Here is a 14,779-nt window from a genome sequence, read left to right as displayed (position 1 = left end):
TGGTTACACATTAATTTGTGGGTGAGGTTTTTGTTGGCTATTAATAAGCAGGCTTACTGCTTTTAAATAGGCTTTAGCAGACGCTACAATTATGTCAGTATCTGAGCCAATACCATTAACAATACGACCTTGTTTTTCTAAGCGAACAGTGACTTCACCCTGTGCGTCAGTGCCAGTTGTGATGGCATTAACTGAGTAAAGTTGTAATGTTGCTCCAGATTTTACAAGTTTTTCAATGGCTCTAATGGAAGCATCTACGGCGCCATCACCTGTTGCTTTGGCTAATTTAGTCTCACCATTCATTAAAATTTCAACTGTGGATGTTGGATCCTCTCCCATCTTAGTTGAACACATTAGATCAGTGAGTTGAAATTGCTCAACTTCCTCTTCATCGGGCGCGTGGGTGATTAAAGCTTGTAGATCTTCATCAAAGATTTCATGTTTACGATCGGCCAATGTTTTAAATGCTTTAAATGTGTCATTTAATTCATCATTTGATGAGAAGTTATGGCCTAATTCTTCCATTCTTGATTTGAATGCATTTCGACCTGAGTGCTTACCTAAAACCATCTTGTTTGCATGCCAGCCCACATCTTCCGCGCGCATAATTTCGTAGGTTTCACGATGTTTTAAAATACCATCTTGGTGGATGCCTGACTCATGGGCAAATGCGTTTGCGCCAACAATGGCTTTATTGGGTTGAACAGGAAAGCCAGTAATAGATGAAACCAAACGTGATGCAGGAACAATAATTTCAGTATTAATGTTGCAATTAACATTAAAGAAATCAGGGCGAGTTTTAATACCCATAACAATTTCTTCAAGCGCTGCATTGCCCGCACGCTCGCCTAAACCATTGATAGTGCACTCAACTTGGCGCGCACCAGCGGCCACGGCTGATAAAGAGTTCGCAACTGCCAAACCTAAATCATTATGACAATGTACTGAGAAAATCGCTTTGTCTGCATTGGGAATACGGTTTAATAAGGTTTCGATCAATGAGCCAAATTGACTAGGGATGGCATAGCCAACTGTGTCTGGAATGTTAATTGTGCCAGCGCCTGCTTTAATTGCTTGTTCTATAATGCGACATAAAAAATCGATTTCAGAACGACCCGCATCTTCGCATGAGAATTCAACATCATTACAAAGATTACGCGCAAGTTTTACCGCGTTGACCGCTTGCTCGACCACTTGGTCAGGCGTCATACGTAATTTGTATTCCATATGAATCGGCGAGGTAGCAATAAACGTATGGATACGTGCACGATTGGCTTTAGCTAAAGATTGGCCTGCTTTTTTAATATCGTTTTCAAGGGCACGAGACAAACTGCATATAGTTGAATCTTTAACTTTCTCAGCAATTTGGCTAATAGCATCAAAATCGCCGTCACTTGCGGCTGCAAATCCGGCTTCAATTACATCAACTTTCATTTTCTCAAGCATTAACGCAATGCGTAGCTTTTCATCTTTTGTCATAGACGCGCCAGGGCTTTGTTCGCCATCGCGTAAAGTGGTATCAAAAATTACTAAATCGTTCGGCAAGCCTGCCATGTGTTCGCTCCGCAAAATCACTGTATAAAAAAGGCGAACATGATAACAAATTCAACATCAAAAAAGGAACGTTTTTTCATGAGATCACAAAAAGAGCCTAAGCTTAATTGGAACGCTCTATTTGTATTGAGTACAGAAGGTAATTAGTGTACATTACCGCAGTTTTTTGCCCCAATATTTACACTTCGTTACGAATGATAATAGGGTTTAAGAAATATAGGTGCCGATATTCGGTGATGTTTTTAACATTGAAATCTCACAAGGATTTTAAATATGTCAAATTCTACAGATTTACTAAACGGTGGTTTAGAACTATTAGTTAACGGCATGGGTACAGTATTTGTATTCTTGGTCGTATTAATTTTTAGTACAAAAGCCATGTCTGCGATCGTAGCAAAATTTCCTGACAATGAAGCTGCAGCGCCCAAAAAGCCAGCAGTTAACGTACAAAATAGCGACTTACAAGAAATTGCTGCTGTCGCTGCTGCCGTACAAGCATATAAAAGCAGAACATAATTTTGTTTTTATGAAACATGAATAAATTATAAGAAAGGCCATAAAGATGACCGACGTAAAAAAACCAGTTCGAATAACTGATGTTGTCCTGCGAGACGCACATCAATCTTTATTTGCTACCCGCTTGCGTATCGACGATATGCTTCCTATTGCAGAGAAACTAGATAAAGTTGGTTTCTGGTCATTAGAGACTTGGGGTGGTGCAACATTTGATTCTTGTATCCGTTATTTGGGTGAAGATCCTTGGGAACGCATTCGTGAGCTTAAAAAGGTAATGCCTAATACGCCACAGCAAATGTTATTAAGAGGCCAAAATTTACTTGGTTACCGTCATTATGCCGATGACGTGGTTGATAAGTTTGTAGAGCGTGCATACGCAAACGGCGTAGAAGTATTCCGTGTATTTGATGCGATGAACGATCCACGTAACTTAGAGCAAGCAATGAAAGCCGTTAAAAAACAAGGCGGTCATGCTCAAGGAACGATTTCATTTACAACCTCTCCTGTTCATACCACTGAAAACTGGTTAGACCTTGCGAAGAAAATCGAAGACATGGGCGCTGATTCATTAGCGATCAAAGATATGTCCGGTATTCTTGCGCCATATGACGCTTTCGAATTAGTATCAAAACTTAAAGCATCGTTAGACATTCCAATTGCATTACACGCACATGCAACTTCTGGTTTGTCTTCAATGACATTATTAAAGGCAATTGAAGCGGGTATTGATCACATTGATACCGCGATCTCTTCAATGTCGATGACTTACGGACATTCACCTACAGAAGCATTAGTTGCTGCTTTAAAAGGCACAGAACGTGATCCTAAGTTAGATTTAGAATTATTAGAAGAAATTGCATCTTACTTTAGAAAAGTTCGTAAAAAATATTCTAAATTCGAAGGCGCACTTCGTGGTGTAGACTCTCGTATTTTGATCGCTCAAGTTCCTGGTGGCATGTTAACTAACATGGAAGGCCAGTTAAAAGAGCAGGGCGCAGCGGACAAGTTTGACGAAGTATTAGAAGAAATTCCTCGTGTACGTAAAGACTTAGGTTACATTCCATTAGTTACGCCAACCTCGCAAATTGTTGGTACTCAAGCAGTATTAAATGTTTTAACTGGTGAACGTTACAAGTCAATTTCTAAAGAAACACAGGGTATTTTAAAAGGCGAATACGGTGCAGCTCCTTCTGCGTTTAATGCTGAACTTCAAGCGCGTGTATTAGATGGCGCTGAAGTGATCACATGTCGTCCTGCTGATTTAATTGAGCCAGAAATGGATCGATTGACTAAAGAAGTGGCAGAGCAAGCAAAAATTAAAGGCATTAAATTGTCTGACAACAGCATTGATGATGTGTTGACGGTTGCTTTGTTTCCACAAATTGGTTTGAAATTCTTAGAAAACCGTGGCAATCCAGATGCGTTTGAGCCGGCTCCAGTTGAAGAAACCGCAGCTGCGCCAACTTCAGGAAATGGCGGAACGTTTACCGCTTCTGTTAATGGTCAGTCTTATGTAACTGAAGTGGATGATAACGGAACCATGACTGTTAATGTTAATGGTAAAGCTTATTCTATTGATGTAACAGAAGGCGGCGAAGTTTCTGCGGCTCCTGCTACGGTTGCCTCTGGTGGAACTGAAGTTTCTGCTCCATTAGCAGGTAACATCTTTAAAGTATTGGTTTCTCCAGGTCAGCAAGTAGCTGAAGGTGAAGTGGTAATGATTTTAGAAGCCATGAAAATGGAAACTGAAATCTCAGCACCTTCTGCAGGCGTCGTTGGCCAAATCTTGGTGAAAGAAGGCGATTCTGTGACTGTTGGCGATGCGTTGTTAACGCTGTAATCGGGGATTATCATGGAACAACTTACTAAACTATACGAAAGCTCAGGTGTTTATAATTTGCATTGGGATCAAGCCGTCATGATTGTGGTTGGCTTGTTTCTTTTGTATCTAGCCATAGCTAAAAAGTTTGAGCCACTATTGTTAGTACCTATCGGTTTTGGGGGTATTCTTGCGAATATACCTCAAGCAGGTCTGGCGCTTTCGGCGGTTGAACAAACTATCTACATGGCAGGGCCTGATGTAATTGCTCAATTAACTGAGTTATTTAAGGCAGATATTGCTGAGATTGTGGCTAATTTGCCACAGGGTGAAACCCTAACCGATCAAAAAGCATTACTTCATGCTTATCATTCTGCTTACAATGATGACATGGCGCTTTATAAAGAAGCAGTTGTGATTGCTCATGATGCGGGTTACGCAAATGGCATGATGAAAAACTTCTATAACATCGTAATTGGTTCAGCAGTGGGTCCACTGTTAATCTTTATGGGTGTGGGTGCAATGACAGACTTTGGTCCGTTATTAGCAAACCCTAAAACATTGTTATTGGGTGCTGCTGCTCAAGCGGGTATTTTTGCTGCTGTAATTGGTGCAATTGTATTAACGAATATGGGTGTGGTGACATTCTCATTAGAGCAAGCAGCTGCAATCGGAATCATTGGTGGTGCCGATGGCCCAACCTCTATTTTCGTAACCTCTAAATTAGCACCTGAATTACTAGGTGCCATTGCCGTTGCTTCTTATTCTTACATGGCATTAGTGCCAGTGATTCAACCGCCAATTATGCGTTTGTTTACCACTAAAGCAGAGCGTGAAATTAAGATGGAACAATTACGCGTGGTTAGTAAACGTGAGAAAATATTCTTCCCGTTAATCTTATTGTTGTTAGTAGCTTTAGTTCTACCAGATGCAGCGCCTTTATTAGGTATGTTCTGCTTAGGTAACTTAATGAAAGAATGTGGTGTGGTTGAGCGTTTAAGCGATGTTGCTCAAAACGCGTTAATCAACATTGTGACTATTTTCTTAGGTTTATCTGTTGGTTCTAAATTAATTGCATCGGAGTTTTTAAACTCACAAACAATGGGTATCTTAATATTAGGTATTGCAGCGTTTGCATTTGGCACAATGAGTGGTGTATTGATGGCTAAGTTTATGAACTTATTCAGCAAGCAAAAAATCAACCCACTGATTGGTTCAGCGGGTGTTTCCGCAGTACCGATGGCGGCACGTGTATCCAATAAAATTGGCTTAGAAGCAAATAACCAAAACTTCTTGTTAATGCATGCAATGGGTCCAAACGTTGCGGGTGTAATTGGTTCTGCCGTTGCTGCAGGTGTAATGATTAATTATTTTAATTAATTGGATCTGTAATATAAAAACCTCCACATAATTATTATCTGGAGGTTTTTTTAATATATTTTTAAAATCAAAGGAATGATTCTAAATTAAGTAAAACCACACTAAATCTAAGAAGGCTAACATGACTGTTTGGCGCGATACGATCGAAGACATACTTTCTGAAGAGCTAGGTATGTTGGCTCCAATGATTATCGATGAAATTCTATCGGAATTAAAAATTACAGAATCGTCTATGTCTGGTCACTTAAGTAGTAAATTTATTAAATTATTAGAGAAAAAAACAAAAAACGATATACATAACCCAAAACTATTACGTCGAGTTTACAAGGTATTGTTAGATCTTCCATACTAAAAAATATTACAGGTATTTCCATGTCTATTAAAAAAACGCTACTTCTTGCATTTGGTGTATTAAGTTTGATGATTATTCTACTATTGTCAGTAAGTTTGTTCTCATCCTTTAAAACTCAGGTCTCAACAACACAATTGATTCACGATCATGAAGTTTCTCGTGGATTCACTGCGGTAGCTATTAATGCTCAAGCTATAAGACGTTATGAAAAAGAATATTTCATTTATCTTGATCATGAAAAAAGAGAGAAATATTGGAACGAATGGTCTGAAACGAAAAATAAAATTTCTGCTATTTTAGATGATTTAGAAAAAAACTTACCAATGTGTGGTCAAGCGGCATTAGTACCAGAAGTTCAAAGATGGCGTGAAGCATTAGATTTTTATGCATCTGAATTTACAAAATTAAATCAGCAAGTGATTGCAGGAAATATCAGTACAACCTTGGGTGCAAATGATGCTGTCCAAGATGGTAAAAATCGATTTAAAGAATTATTAGATGGTGTGGACACGCAAATTGAAAGTATTTTTCAGGAAGCGAAAATACATGCTGATAATGCCCAATCATTTAATGTTATCGCATTAATTATCATTGCTGTTATTTCTTTTGTCGCAGTGATTATAGCAGTTGTCTCTTTTGGTCGTGTTCCAAAATCTGTGTCATTTCCTATTGTACAATTAACTGAATTAACCACTTTAATTAGTAAAGGTAAAGCAAATGAAATGGTTAAAATTGGTGGCAGCCCTGAAATTGTTGAATTATCAAAATCAGTAGAGCGATTAAGAGTGGCGACAAATGGATTGATGGAGCGCTATAAAACATCAAAAGGCCAGTATGAAAATTTACGAGATCGAATATTAGCTGCTAAAAAACGAAAAAATCAGTAGTCCACATTTAATGTAAAAGCACCGATTGGTGCTTTTTTTTACTAAAAAATTGCGTTAATGAAAAATGGTGACTATATTAAAAAACGTTGAGAAAAATGAAATGGAATTGTTAACAAATCATGGAACTTTAAAAACCTAGGAATGATATGTGTAAACAAATTGGATTATCAAAGCGTAAAAAAATACAGCACAATAACGGATTCACCTTAATAGAAGCCATGACAGTGGTTGCCATATTAGCAATATTATCAATGATAACGATACCTTCGTATGTGAACTATCTTGGGTATCATCAGATTCAATCGATTCAAAAAAATTTATATAGCACCCTTCGAACAGTTCGTTTAAAAGCTATTACAAATGCTCAAAATGTAATTATGTGTGCAAGTGAAAATTTAACTCATTGTATAAAAAACTCTAAAAAAGACACGGATTGGAGTGCGGGTTGGATTGTTTTTTTGGATATAAATCAAAATAATCAACGAGATACTGAATTTGAAGAACTGTTATCTATTCAAACTTCATTTGATAACCAGCATGTTAAATGGAACCGAGGGAGTTGGTTAAGTTATAACTATGATGGAAAAGTAAATATGAATGGCTCGTTTTTTATTTGCTCGCAACAATTGGATAATAAGGAAAATTCTCGGGCTATTATCATTAATCGGGTAGGTAGGCCTTATCAATCAAATAAAACAGCATCCGGTAATCAAATTACATGCTAAGCATCACTAATCAAAAAGGATTCAGCTTGATTGAATCCTTAGTCGCATTGTTACTTGTTAGTGTCGCTTTATTATCTATGGCTAAATTAATTAACTTTAGTGCATTACATGAACAAGAATCGTTGCTACATACAACAGCAACTATTTTAGCATATGACATGGTCGAACGAATTAAGCTAAATTCAAATCAAGATTATACGGGGGTAGTGTCCAGTATGAATAACGATATTTTAAATCGTGAATGTGAGTTGAAAATCTGTTCACCTAGAAAGTTAAAACAATATGATATGGACCAATGGTTGCATTTATTAAAAGCAAGCTTGCCCAATGGTAGCGGTGAAATTTACATTGAAGAAAATAATCTGATTGTTTTAGTAACTTGGTATTCTATGGTTGAATTTGAAAGTGAACAACTTAACTCAATAAAGGTAAATGTAACGATCTAATGAAAATAAATAACCATCAAGGATTGAGTTTGGTTGAATTAATCATCAGTCTTGTCATTGCAAGTGTTGTATTAATAGGTGTTATTCAATTAAGTATTGCAAGTCAGTCTAATTATCACTTTCAAGAGCAGATTTCAGTCATGCAAGAAAATGCAAGATTTGCATTGCATGAACTTAGCAAAAATATTAAAAACAGTCATTATTTACCCGCTGGATGTTCAAAATATACTTCAATAGCAAACATCACCTGGAGCAAATCCACTAATCAACCTGCAGTCATTGATTCAGGATTAGGTGTTAAAGTGATCGAAATTTCTGACAAACAATTATTTGATTACTCTAAACTTGAAAAAGCAACATTAAATAACGATGCTTTATATTTAGGATTAATTGACTCAAATCAAAGTTTTGAAGTGGAATCTTATAATGCCGAATTTAATCAGTTCAATTTAACCAGTTTTTATTCCATATCGAAGCATATTTTAATGTTGTGGGTGAATGATATGTGTAGTCAAATTACTGTGTTTTCAGCTTTGCAAAAAAATAATTCAAATCCTGAAAATAATACGACAATAAATTCCATTGTATTGGATATGTCAGGGGAAAATATTGAGTTAATCAAAAATTGCTCTGACTATCTTTATGGGGATTATTTTTGTAAAACTAAAAATGGTAACGTTATTAATGGGTATAAATCGAATAAAAATAATGTGATAAATTCAAAAATATACCCAGTTTTTCAAAAATATTATTTTGTATCTGATTCAACCCAAAAGGACAAAAGTGGGATTAGCTATCCTGCTTTATATCTAAATGAAAATGAATTGGTTCAAGGGGTTGAATCAATGAATATATCAATAGGGATTGATACTGATTTTGATGGTTTATTAGATCGTTACGTTAAATCCAATGAATTAAAAGATAATGATTGGAATAATGCAAAAAGTTTAAAAGTTGAATTAACTTTGAGGTCGTTAGAACGAATAGAGGGTATAAAAACTGAAAATGATGATGGGTATCTAAGGAGAATCTATGTTCAAACAATTGGATTACGCAATGAATGGTGATGCTAAAAACCGAAATCAATCAGGATCTGTTTTATTTATATCCCTCATTATGTTGATTGTTATCTCTATGATTGGTGTAAGTGGTATTAGAATGTCGCAAGCGGATTCTATTATGACATTTAATTTTGAAGATAAAGCATTTGCATTAGAGGTGGCCGAACATGCAGTGGTTGAAGTTGAAAATTGGTTGGTGGAAAATAAAATATCGGCTTTTGAATTGGCAATAAAAGGTTGTAAAGAATCGAATTGTTTTAATTTGGATTGTAAAAATGGATTGTGTTTGAGTGCTTATATGGATATTGATGGGCAGTGTATTCAATCTGAGATAGAACTTTGGTCTGATGATAATATTCAAACCAATTTTTCATTGATGGCGGTTGATCAAAAAATAAATTTATGGGAATCAAATAAATATCACCAATTAGTGAAAAATAAATACGCGGATGAATTTACAAAAGCGAAATTTATAGTTGAATTTATTTGTTTTTCTGCAAATTCACAGGAGATAAACAATCAATCTTCGTTTAAAGATAAAAACGCATGGTCGCAATTATTTAGGATCACAGTTTTAGCAACAGGTAAAAACAAAGAAAATAAAGTGATGTTACAGTCATTGTTTAAACAAGGATGAATTATGAAAGCAATTATTACAGGTTTTTTGATTTTGATAATCAATCAAGTCGCATTTGCAAAAATGGAGAATCAAATTACAAATGAGGATGTTGCGTTACTTCCACTATTAATGCAGAGCCAATCAACTTCAAAAATAATGATTGCCATGGGTTATGATCATCAATTATTTGTTAAGGCCTATTCAGATTATTCTGACTTAAATAATGATCGAAAATTGGATGTGACTTACCAAGATGAAATAGAGTATGTTGGATATTTTCAGTCTGATTACTGTTATGTATATACTAAAAATTCTCAAATAGAATATTTTAAAGCGAATTCCAAGGTGGTTGGAGATACACATAAATGTACCGATTTTAATAATGACTTTAGTGGAAATTTTTTAAATTGGGTCAGTATGACGCGAATGGACATAATACGATTGGTTTTATTTGGAGGGAAACGACTAATTGATGATATAGATCAAACAATTCTTACTAGAGCGTTTTTGACGCAAGACACCCATTCTTTTTCTAAAACGTTTAAACGTGAAAGTGGTGCGTACCTTCCTAATAATGATTCTTTTTCTGGAATAAATGAGCAATACATTTCATTTTGTAATACAAGCGTATTAGGTACACCTGTGTTAATGGCTGCAAATGGAAAGTTTTCACAATGGGCAACTAATGAAAAAATTCAATGCGTTTATGATCAGAATTATTTTACTCCAGATCCAAAAGACTATTTTAATCAATGGCAATTAAATGTTCTGGTGTGTGATGAACTAACAGCTTCGAGTCAACTCTGTTTTAAATATAAAAATGGACATTTTAAACCAATCGGTATGTTACAAGAGTATTCACAAAAATTAGATGTTGAATTTGGTTTGATTAGTGGTTCTCAAATAAATCCTCATTCAGGTGGTGTGTTACGTAAAAATGTTCAAAAACTCACTAATAATATAAATCCTCAACAAGATGAAATAAATTTAGAAACTGGACAGTTTAATGCAGTGGATGGAATTATCAGCAATATTAGTTCTATGAGAATGGTTGGATTGAAAAAATCAATGCACCAAACCTGTAATGATTATTTTATTTCAAAAAAACGCTTTTTAAAAACAGATTCAATACCTAAAAATACTACTATAAATTCATCCTGCTCAGATTGGGGTAATCCGATAGGGGAAATTTATTTAGAAGCACTTCGTTATATGTCGGGTCAAACAAACGCAACGGATCAATATTCATCTAGTCAATACAAAGAGTCAGATTTTATTGAAGGACTTAGTGTTGAGTCTCAATGGAAATATTCTATAGATGAAAATTCTGAGTGTGATCATTGTGCAATATTAGTTATTTCGGCAGGTCAAAACTCTTTTGATCATGATGATTTAGAAAATAGTGGTGAAGTATTACCTGCTCTTGGTAATTTAACTGACTTAAATACATTAATTGATCAAATTGGAATAGCTCAATTTGAAGTACCTTTAAATGAAGGGGGCCTAGTTTTATATGGTGAAAATGGGTTCTGTGAACTTTCGCAGCTTAAACAATTATCCATAATCAATAGTGTGTGTAATAGCCTTGCTTATTTAGAAGGTGGTTATGCTATATCTGGGTTGTCGTATTTTGCTGCGACACAGGATATCAATCCAAAAGTGAGTGGCGCGCAATCATTGAGTACTTATGTTTTGCAATTATCTGAAAATATTCCTAAATTTTCGGTTGATATAACTCAAAATAGTACCATTGAAATTATTCCGATTTGTCAGGCTAAGCTCCATTCAAATAGTCAATATTCACCCTGTTCTTTAATTAATATAGACGTCATAAAAAAAAATCAATCAAAAGGCTTAACTGATCAATTAATTGTTCGGTTTTATTGGGCGGATTCGTTGTGGGGTGCAGATTATGATTTAGATACTACTCAAGAAATTCATATTTGTGTAGGGCCAATAAATTGTAATAACCCAAGTTTAAAAAATAATGAGTTGCAAATAAAAAATAGCATGCAACGTTTTTCAAATAATGATGTACGTGTAACCTATCAAGTACTAGGAAGTAAAAATGATGGTATTAATGAAAATTGGATTATTCATTCTGGAGAAAACTTTAATGAAAATAATCCAAATGATGATCCAAATACAGCGCCAAAAAATAAATTAGAGTTTGAAAATACAAAAAAATATCAAATAGGAAATTCTGCATTTATTACATTACCTACACCATTATGGTTGGCGGCAAAATTTGGTGGATTTGATGATATTAATAATAATGGCATCATTCAATTACAATCACAGTGGGATAAACGTAACAATTTAACGGGTGTTGTTGAAAGTGATGGTGTCCCGGATCATTATTTTACAGGGTTTAATCCAGCTATGATCCGAGCGCAATTGAAAGTCATGTTTGAGGATATTAGTAAGCAAAAATTTTCTACAAGTCAGGTAAGTTTACAAAATGATCCATTATCAAATACATCAATTGCATACCAAACCTCGTATTTTCAAACCAAACAAAACAATGCTCAAACAGTTTCATGGGTTGGCGATGTTCAAGCTTTTTTTGTTGATGATACAGGAAGAATTCGAGAGGATAGCGATTTAAATAATCAACTCACTTTAGATGATAATGTTATTCAATCTATAAATATGGACGGTGCGCAATATTTCCAAAGATATCAATTACTGAATGATGAGCTTATTTTAAATGAGGCGCTACAGAGTATTGAAACCATAAAGCCTATTTGGTCAGCAAGTGATTTTTTAAATAAAAGTACAGTCTATTTTGATGCGTATAATCAGCGTGAATATGAAGATAATACAAACAAACGATACATTTTTACCGCCATTGATAATAAAAAAATTGATTTTATCGACAACAAAATATTGAAGAGTCAAAGTCACTTTTTTGCATTAAATGAAGATGATTTAAATTTTTCAGATTTAATCAGTTATATTCGTGGGGTAGAAATTAAAGGTACTAGAAATAGAACCTTACAGGTTGATGGTGTGCAAACTATATTTAGATTGGGGGATATCGGTCAAAGCTCTTCTGCCTTATTAAGTGCTCCCAATAATTTAATATATGAAAAAACGGACAGTAGTTATTCTGACTTTAAACAAAAGTATCAATCAAGAAGAAATGTAATATTAGTGGGTGCTAATGATGGGATGTTACATGCATTTAATGCTGGATTTTGGAATAGAGAGGCAACTAAAGTTGATCTTTCGAACCAAGATGAATTAGCGGTTAAATATGAATTGGGTGCAGAGTTGTGGGCGTTTATTCCCCAAGCAGCGTTGCCGCATTTGAAATGGCTCAGTAAACCGAATTATAAGCATAGTTATTATGTTGATGGGAATGTTAAATTATTTGATGTGAAAATTTTTTCTGATGATGACACTCATCCAAATGGTTGGGGGACGATTGCTGTAGCATCAATGGGCAGTGGAGGGTATAAACAAATAATTGATCATCAAGGTAAGCAAACCTATTTGAATTCTTCTTATTTTATTTTAGATGTCACAAATCCTGAACAACCTCCAACGGTGTTGGCTCAAATATCCGATGCTGATTTGGGATTTACCCAAGCAAAAGCAGAATTAGTGATTTCAAAAAATCCATTAACTAATGAAAGGCAATGGAATTTAGTATTGGCTTCAGGTGTGACAGATTTAAAAAATTATCAAAGTGATCAATCTGGAAAGCTTGCGGTGTTTAATTTAAATTCATTAACACTTTTAAAATATGACACCGGTGTTAAAAATAGTTATTTAACTGATTTTACAAAGGTTGATTATGATCAAGATGCCATTGTTGATTGGTTATATTTTGGTTTAAATCAATCAATTAATAATAAAGTTGAAGGAAGAATTTGGCGCTTTGATTTGAAAACACATCAATTTAGTGAGTTTATCGATGTTAAAAAATCAATATCTAGCGCACCTTTATTTATTGAAGACAGCCAAAATAATTTTTGGTTATTGTTTGGAACTGGTCGGTATCAAACGCAATCGGATATTCTGTTTGATTCAAATGACTTTGAAAATAATCAACAGTATTTTGTTGCAGTAAAAGAGCCGATTAATAAGGTGGGGGCCCCTAGTTTTGAAAGTGTCAAAATGGATCAGTTATTTGATACTACGGGTATTCAACATTTTCAATCTGGAAAAATTAAAGATCACCAAAATTTGCCAGTTTTTGATTTTGATGGAAACACACTAAGTGATTCTTTTGCATTACAACAATATATTCAAACTCTCTCTGGTTGGAAAATACGGTTAGACAATTCGCAAGATTCTGGTGTTGGATTAAATTTAAACCAAGCAACACAATACAACCAACTTATTATGTTTAGCGAATATGTCGCCTCGCAAAATAGTTGTGATGCAACAGGTTTAAGTAAATTACATTATATAAATTTCAAAACAGGGATTGCAGATGAGTTAATTCACATTGATGATGTGGTTGTGATCAATGCAACTAATGTAATCAATAGTGAAGAATTAGCAAATAACGATGATAAAGTTATCAAAAATACAATTGGATACTTAGATGGTTTAAGCAATAGTCCTTTGCTCAACTATACTGATCAATCAACGCAAGTTTTATTGAATGGGTCAAACGGATCGTTAAATTCAAGGCGTTTGAATGTGAATTTAAGTGAACCGAAACGAATCGGTTGGCGACAATTGTATTGAGGTTGAGTATGAATAGGTTAACATTAAATAAGCAAACTGGATTTTCATTAATCGAATTAATGATTGTTGTGGCGATATTGGGCATTATCATGGCGATAGCCGTACCGAGTTATTCCCAGTATGTTAAAAGCGCAAATCGAACGGATGCAACCATCGCACTTGAAAACTTACGAGGCTTACAAAATAAATTTAAATTTGCCAATAATTTATATGCCTCAGATATTGCGGATGTGGGAGGGAGCGCCACAGAAAGTGGGTATTATGTATTGTCAGTTTCAACCGATAAAGATGATACTGGCTGTTCAAAAGACGGTGTTTGCTTTATCGCCACTGCTACAGTAAATCCTTCTAATGCAAGTCAAGCTGGAGACACAGGATGCACCAGTTTAACCATTGAAAGTAATGGTCGCACACTTCCTGAAGATTGTTTTTAATTCAAAAATAAATAGCTCAGTTATTAGCCCACTTATTCAAGTGGGTTTTTTTTATTCGAAATACAAAAAAATAGAGTTTGGCGATTGAACTATCAAATGGATTTATCGTATTTGAATCCACATGATGTATTTTGGTGTTCTGTTTGCACTTTAGTGGTGCATAAAATAATAATAGTGCGTGAATTTAATGTGGGATGTTTAAAAAAATCCTTATAAATCATGTGTTTATGTATGATTTCTATACTTGGCATGGCCTGTGCTAAAGGGTGGTAACAACCCAGA

12 protein-coding genes are annotated in these 14,779 nt (G+C 34.9%); 11 read left to right on the top strand and 1 reads right to left on the bottom strand.

Annotated elements, in window-relative coordinates:
• Positions 1–3 precede the first annotated feature (3 nt).
• Positions 4–1,554, bottom strand: a complete 1,551-nt coding sequence (locus TYM08_RS12560) for a 2-isopropylmalate synthase (protein WP_422379493.1) — start codon at positions 1,552–1,554, stop codon at positions 4–6.
• A 273-nt stretch (positions 1,555–1,827) separates the two neighbouring features.
• On the opposite strand from TYM08_RS12560, the gene TYM08_RS12555 reads away from it, so the two are divergent.
• From TYM08_RS12555 to TYM08_RS12505, 11 genes are all read left to right on the top strand, one after another.
• Positions 1,828–2,070 carry an OadG family protein gene (locus TYM08_RS12555; protein WP_422379492.1) on the top strand — a complete coding sequence of 81 codons (243 nt, stop codon included), beginning with the start codon at positions 1,828–1,830 and terminating at the stop codon, positions 2,068–2,070.
• 46 nt (positions 2,071–2,116) lie between these two features.
• Positions 2,117–3,910: a sodium-extruding oxaloacetate decarboxylase subunit alpha gene (gene oadA / locus TYM08_RS12550; RefSeq protein ID WP_422379491.1), complete on the top strand. Its 1,794-nt coding sequence runs from the start codon at positions 2,117–2,119 to the stop codon at positions 3,908–3,910.
• A 12-nt stretch (positions 3,911–3,922) separates the two neighbouring features.
• Positions 3,923–5,269 (top strand): sodium ion-translocating decarboxylase subunit beta, encoded by a 1,347-nt coding sequence (locus tag TYM08_RS12545; RefSeq protein ID WP_422379490.1) that lies wholly within the window; start codon positions 3,923–3,925, stop codon positions 5,267–5,269.
• A 121-nt stretch (positions 5,270–5,390) separates the two neighbouring features.
• Positions 5,391–5,621, top strand: coding sequence for a hypothetical protein (locus TYM08_RS12540; protein ID WP_422379489.1), 231 nt, complete (start codon positions 5,391–5,393; stop codon positions 5,619–5,621).
• A gap of 20 nt (positions 5,622–5,641) precedes the next feature.
• Positions 5,642–6,508 (top strand): hypothetical protein, encoded by an 867-nt coding sequence (locus TYM08_RS12535; RefSeq protein ID WP_422379488.1) that lies wholly within the window; start codon positions 5,642–5,644, stop codon positions 6,506–6,508.
• A gap of 146 nt (positions 6,509–6,654) precedes the next feature.
• A complete protein-coding gene (locus TYM08_RS12530; RefSeq protein WP_422379487.1) occupies positions 6,655–7,233 on the top strand; it encodes a GspH/FimT family pseudopilin in 579 nt (192 codons plus the stop codon).
• Positions 7,227–7,679, top strand: coding sequence for a type IV pilus modification protein PilV (gene pilV, locus TYM08_RS12525; protein WP_422379486.1), 453 nt, complete (start codon positions 7,227–7,229; stop codon positions 7,677–7,679). Before TYM08_RS12530 ends, pilV begins: the two co-directional genes overlap by 7 nt.
• Positions 7,679–8,746, top strand: a complete 1,068-nt coding sequence (locus tag TYM08_RS12520; protein ID WP_422379485.1) for a PilW family protein — start codon at positions 7,679–7,681, stop codon at positions 8,744–8,746. The genes pilV and TYM08_RS12520 overlap by 1 nt, the downstream gene beginning before the upstream one ends.
• A complete protein-coding gene (locus TYM08_RS12515; protein ID WP_422379484.1) occupies positions 8,712–9,377 on the top strand; it encodes a pilus assembly PilX family protein in 666 nt (221 codons plus the stop codon). The genes TYM08_RS12520 and TYM08_RS12515 overlap by 35 nt, the downstream gene beginning before the upstream one ends.
• A gap of 3 nt (positions 9,378–9,380) precedes the next feature.
• The gene (locus TYM08_RS12510) at positions 9,381–14,063 is read left to right on the top strand and encodes a pilus assembly protein (RefSeq protein WP_422379483.1); all 4,683 of its coding nucleotides are present in this window, start codon (positions 9,381–9,383) and stop codon (positions 14,061–14,063) included.
• Positions 14,064–14,071: 8 nt separating this feature from the next.
• Positions 14,072–14,497 (top strand): type IV pilin protein, encoded by a 426-nt coding sequence (locus TYM08_RS12505; protein WP_422379482.1) that lies wholly within the window; start codon positions 14,072–14,074, stop codon positions 14,495–14,497.
• Positions 14,498–14,779 lie beyond the last annotated feature (282 nt).

Origin of the sequence: Marinicellulosiphila megalodicopiae, assembly GCF_045862395.1 — a bacterium.
Taxonomy (GTDB): Bacteria; Pseudomonadota; Gammaproteobacteria; order Pseudomonadales; family Natronospirillaceae; genus Marinicellulosiphila; species Marinicellulosiphila megalodicopiae.
Note: the sequence above shows the minus strand (reverse complement) of the source record. Positions and strands in the feature narration are given on the sequence as shown.

Coding starts and splice junctions, on each gene's coding strand:
- TYM08_RS12535 (WP_422379488.1), top strand. CDS start 5,642: ATGTCTATTAAAAAAACGCTACTTCTTGCATTTGGTGTATTAAGTTTG.
- TYM08_RS12515 (WP_422379484.1), top strand. CDS start 8,712: ATGTTCAAACAATTGGATTACGCAATGAATGGTGATGCTAAAAACCGA.
- TYM08_RS12530 (WP_422379487.1), top strand. CDS start 6,655: ATGTGTAAACAAATTGGATTATCAAAGCGTAAAAAAATACAGCACAAT.
- TYM08_RS12545 (WP_422379490.1), top strand. CDS start 3,923: ATGGAACAACTTACTAAACTATACGAAAGCTCAGGTGTTTATAATTTG.
- TYM08_RS12520 (WP_422379485.1), top strand. CDS start 7,679: ATGAAAATAAATAACCATCAAGGATTGAGTTTGGTTGAATTAATCATC.
- TYM08_RS12505 (WP_422379482.1), top strand. CDS start 14,072: ATGAATAGGTTAACATTAAATAAGCAAACTGGATTTTCATTAATCGAA.
- TYM08_RS12555 (WP_422379492.1), top strand. CDS start 1,828: ATGTCAAATTCTACAGATTTACTAAACGGTGGTTTAGAACTATTAGTT.
- TYM08_RS12510 (WP_422379483.1), top strand. CDS start 9,381: ATGAAAGCAATTATTACAGGTTTTTTGATTTTGATAATCAATCAAGTC.
- oadA (WP_422379491.1), top strand. CDS start 2,117: ATGACCGACGTAAAAAAACCAGTTCGAATAACTGATGTTGTCCTGCGA.
- TYM08_RS12560 (WP_422379493.1), bottom strand. CDS start 1,554: ATGGCAGGCTTGCCGAACGATTTAGTAATTTTTGATACCACTTTACGC.
- pilV (WP_422379486.1), top strand. CDS start 7,227: ATGCTAAGCATCACTAATCAAAAAGGATTCAGCTTGATTGAATCCTTA.
- TYM08_RS12540 (WP_422379489.1), top strand. CDS start 5,391: ATGACTGTTTGGCGCGATACGATCGAAGACATACTTTCTGAAGAGCTA.